The sequence below is a fragment of the Xanthomonas codiaei genome (genome assembly GCF_002939785.1).
Taxonomy (GTDB): Bacteria; Pseudomonadota; Gammaproteobacteria; order Xanthomonadales; family Xanthomonadaceae; genus Xanthomonas; species Xanthomonas codiaei.
Window position 1 is genome coordinate 1 of sequence record NZ_MDEC01000066.1, and the last position, 3792, is coordinate 3792.

At 60.1% G+C, this 3792-nt stretch carries 3 protein-coding genes; 2 read left to right on the forward strand and 1 reads right to left on the reverse strand.

What is annotated here, in order from left to right; genetic code table 11:
- Nucleotides 1-480: 480 nt before the first annotated feature.
- Complete coding sequence (locus XcodCFBP4690_RS21970; protein ID WP_146092029.1) at nucleotides 481-1221, reverse strand: hypothetical protein; 741 nt, start codon at nucleotides 1219-1221, stop codon at nucleotides 481-483.
- A gap of 1245 nt (nucleotides 1222-2466) precedes the next feature.
- On the opposite strand from XcodCFBP4690_RS21970, the gene XcodCFBP4690_RS21975 reads away from it, so the two are divergent.
- Nucleotides 2467-3216: a hypothetical protein gene (locus XcodCFBP4690_RS21975; protein WP_146092030.1), complete on the forward strand. Its 750-nt coding sequence runs from the start codon at nucleotides 2467-2469 to the stop codon at nucleotides 3214-3216.
- On the forward strand, nucleotides 3213-3725 hold the full coding sequence (locus tag XcodCFBP4690_RS21980) for a hypothetical protein (RefSeq protein WP_208622782.1): 513 nt from the start codon (nucleotides 3213-3215) through the stop codon (nucleotides 3723-3725). The genes XcodCFBP4690_RS21975 and XcodCFBP4690_RS21980 overlap by 4 nt, the downstream gene beginning before the upstream one ends.
- Nucleotides 3726-3792 lie beyond the last annotated feature (67 nt).

Sequence of the window (3792 nt, forward strand, 5' to 3'; positions counted from 1 at the left end):
GGTTTGGGGGGGGGGGGGAGCTAACAACCCTGCTGCAACACACATTCGCCTGAGCCGGCTACGTCGGCAGCGAGCGCTGGGCCGACGTGTTGATGGCAAGCGTGCTGGGCTGGTGACAACGCGGTCGGAGTCGCGCGGGAAGTCGGCAGATGACCGCTTCATCGAAACGAGCGCCCAGACATGACGCCGGCCGTTGCAGGGGCGACGGTGGTGGTTGTGGTTGTGGTTGAAGTTCAACCAACCAACATAGGGCCTGAGCCCGATCCAGCAATGCAAAGGCCCCGTCCCGTGGCCGTATGCATCCGGTACTGGCAGCCAACCGGGTGCAGGTCACCAAAAAGCCTGTCTGCAAACGTGTCCGCAGCTCCGAGGGCGCGCATGGCAGTCGATGCACGGACGCGATCGCGGCGGGATCTGCGGCATGCCCGACACGCTTGGGCTTTTGCCGGACAGGGAATCCGCGCAAGGTGCGCTCGTGCTTTAGGGGTTGGGGTTGAAGAACTCATCCAAGATGCCTTCGAGGCCGCCAAGAGCCCGGAATATAGAGATGTGGCGCAGCATCTCGACAGCATCTTCGTCAGAAGTGTTGAGATTACCAAGGAAAATATCGTCGATCAGATCCTGCCGCTGTTGACAAATTTCACTTATAGTCTCGATCCAAGCCTGATCCGCGTCGCCTTCAGAAAGACGTTCGAGGATCTGGTTGCGAAGCACTTGATAGTCTTCCTGGAAATCATCGAAAAATCGCTGCATTTCGCCGTCCCTCAGCACAATGGGCGATGCGTAAGAAGCCTCGCATCTTTGCAGCATGTGGTGCGAGGTATAGATCGGCACAGCATGCAGCTCGGCGTGGCGCCGATCCCGCCGCGTTCTGAAGCCCAGCAACTCAGGTGAAACCGGACCACTGGGCCGACGCAGCAGACGAACTTCAATCAACGTCGCCAGCGCCTGGCCAACCAGGTGATGCGCATCCCACCGGGTCAGGATGCGGCGAACTGACCAGCGAAGCGCGTCTAGGTAGACGTCAGCCTCTTTGAGCGATAAGGCGTCCAACGCAAGCCGGAAGGAACATGCCAGCAGGGCAATGGCATCCACTGAAGCAAACTCGCCAATGTTGTAAGCGTTTTCCGCGATGGTGCGTAGGTCTCGATTGTCACTTGCTACATTGTTAAAACCGCTGTCTATGGCCACCACCCGCTGTGTAGGGGTCAGTCGAACCAATCCCAGCCTTCGCAATAGGTCAGCGTGGATCGCCCTAACCTGGTTCCCTGGTAGAACTTCGGGCCCTGTGAGTTGCCAGAACGGGGAGGTGTAAAGCGCCGCCGCTGCACTTTGGTGGGGGGGCAGCGTGTACGGCCTTCACGAGCTTTACGCCATTAATGCCCCGCAACTTTCCCGGGTCGTTCCCAATGTGGAAGTAACGCTGAAACACTTTCCGGAGCGGACGTTGGGTAGACGTTCCACCATCAATCTTCTCCAGCCAGTGCTCATCAAGAGCATGCCAGGAGTCAGCCTCCGGCGTGCACATCAGGACGATCCAGGCCCACAGGCGATGTCGCGTCAGCAGCGCGATGTCCATCGGGGCCGGACCAGGTCGCTTCGGGTAGTTCTTTGGAGTGTCAGTTCCCACGGGAAATGGCATGCCACAGGCACTCCGTAAACTGTGCAACAGTCCGGGGAAATACGCCACTCTTCGCCAAATCCAGCCATGACGGTCTCTCTATCGCACCCAGGTTCCAAGGACATACCCAGTCAACCCCTCTCGGATCTACTCGCAGAGCACGGTGAATTGGTGAGTGGCGGTGACCTCCAACGCTGCTTGGGTTTCAAGAGCGCCCGATCGTTTCAGCGTGCTCAAAAGGAGGGGCGACTGCCCGTCACCACCTTCCCGCTGCCCGGTCGACGAGGCGTGTTCGCGCGTACGCGCGACATCGCGGCTTGGCTTGGCTCCTTGGGATCCACCGGCTAGCGCTCATGGAGGGCGCGCCTTGCATCAGGGCCACTACAGAGTGGCCATCCACAAGAAGAGAGGTGCTAATCGCCTGGATTTGACGACCACAATGCAAAAAGCCCCTGCGAACAGGAGCTCGGGATGCAAACTTAGTTAGCGGCTAAGTGCCTCCAGGGAACCACGGTTCGCAGGCCCTGTCAATGCTTTCGCCCTCTTGGACGTAAAGGCACGGGCGGCATTTGCCTGGAGAACCTCATGCACACCTAAAGTCTAAGCCCGCACCTAGCAACGTGCCGGTCGACCCCATCGCCTTTCCTGTCGCCTGCCACTAAGCGCAGCGGCGGCTCCATTTCTGTGGAACTAGCGGCGGACTCTGGATCGACGGCCGTTGACGCACGCCATCGATTGCGGTGCACACGCCCTACCCCCAACCGCGGTGAATCGCGCTGCGGCAGGCACGGCTGCGCGCCTACCCATCAACCGAGGACGCGACGTACCACTTCCCTGGAGCACCCATGTCATTCATCTCACAAATGTCCCCGGGCAGCCCGGCTGCCTTGCCCCGAGCGATTGACTCGTCCGGATCGCTACACCAACCCGGCCCCCGCCCTTTCGAACCGCGAATCTACGGCAGACGCGAATTCGAAAAGCGTGACGTCTACGGTTTCCTCTCCATCAAGGAGGCGCGACCGGTGGAGGTCGACGGACTTCCGGCGATCGCGGTGGCCCTGGCGCTCGAGTGCGATCCGCATATCGCGTGCTACACGGAGCGTCCCCGCACCCTACCCCTAGGCGACAAGAACACCGAGCTGCACTTTTGGGTGCGGCATGCCTCGGGTTTCGAGCAATTCCTGCTGCTTGTGCCTGATGCCGACTGCGTGCAAACCGTAGGTGGGATTCCCCGGCCCCGTGAAACTGAGCGTTTGCAGGCCATGGCACGTGATGCAGGCCTGCAGCTCCGCTTTGTGACGGAGCATGACGTACGCGTTGCCGGCGCGACGATTGCACAGCACAACCGTCTGCTGGCCTTTGCTCAGGTAGCGCAGTCACTGGGTAATCGCCTGGCATTGCGCGCCCGAATCCTAGCCAACGTTGAGCAGCATTCGCGTGTGCGGATCGACCAGCTTGAGGCAGCGCTCGCACCGTTCGATTCGGCAGATGTCGAAGCGGTGATTTGCGAGTTGATCTGCCTAGGAGCCCTTGACTTTGATCGGGAGCAGGAACTCACCCGGCGTTCGGTTGTTGCGCGAAGGAGTCGCACATGAAGCCGCGCTTCACCATCACCGAGGCCGATGCGCTTCTAGCCTTGCCCCGGCCGGACACAAAAGCGATGACGGACCGGACTGAGGAGGAAAGGCAAGCAATCGATAATCGCGTCGGCGCATTGGTGGCTCTGTTGGAGGGAGCGCCGATCTTGCAAGTCGCTACGACGTATTCCATATACCCCAAAACACTGCGTCGAATGCTGGACCTTTGTGCCAAGCCCGCCTTCAACGGCGGGATCCATGGCTTCGCTGTATGCATTCCAGGGGCGCGACTTGTAGATCCACAGCCCCGCCACACCGGCCTCCCGCCACGGGGCCGGGCACATGCGATGACGCAGCTGATCCTGGCAATTCCAGAGCTCGGCGCTTTAGTCACCAAGTTCAAGGGAGAAGTGCCCACACGAACACGAACCAGCCCTGCATTCGAGCGACTCTACGCACACATCAAGCGAATGCTGAAGGGAATGGGGTTAGGTGATTGCTACCCCCTCGACGTCCCCCCGTCCTGAGTAGCGGCCGGGTTTAGAATCCAGGGTTGATGATAGCGGCGTTTGCCAGTTGTTGGGCATACGCAGA

Coding starts and splice junctions, on each gene's coding strand:
- XcodCFBP4690_RS21975 (WP_146092030.1), top strand. CDS start 2,467: ATGTCATTCATCTCACAAATGTCCCCGGGCAGCCCGGCTGCCTTGCCC.
- XcodCFBP4690_RS21980 (WP_208622782.1), top strand. CDS start 3,213: ATGAAGCCGCGCTTCACCATCACCGAGGCCGATGCGCTTCTAGCCTTG.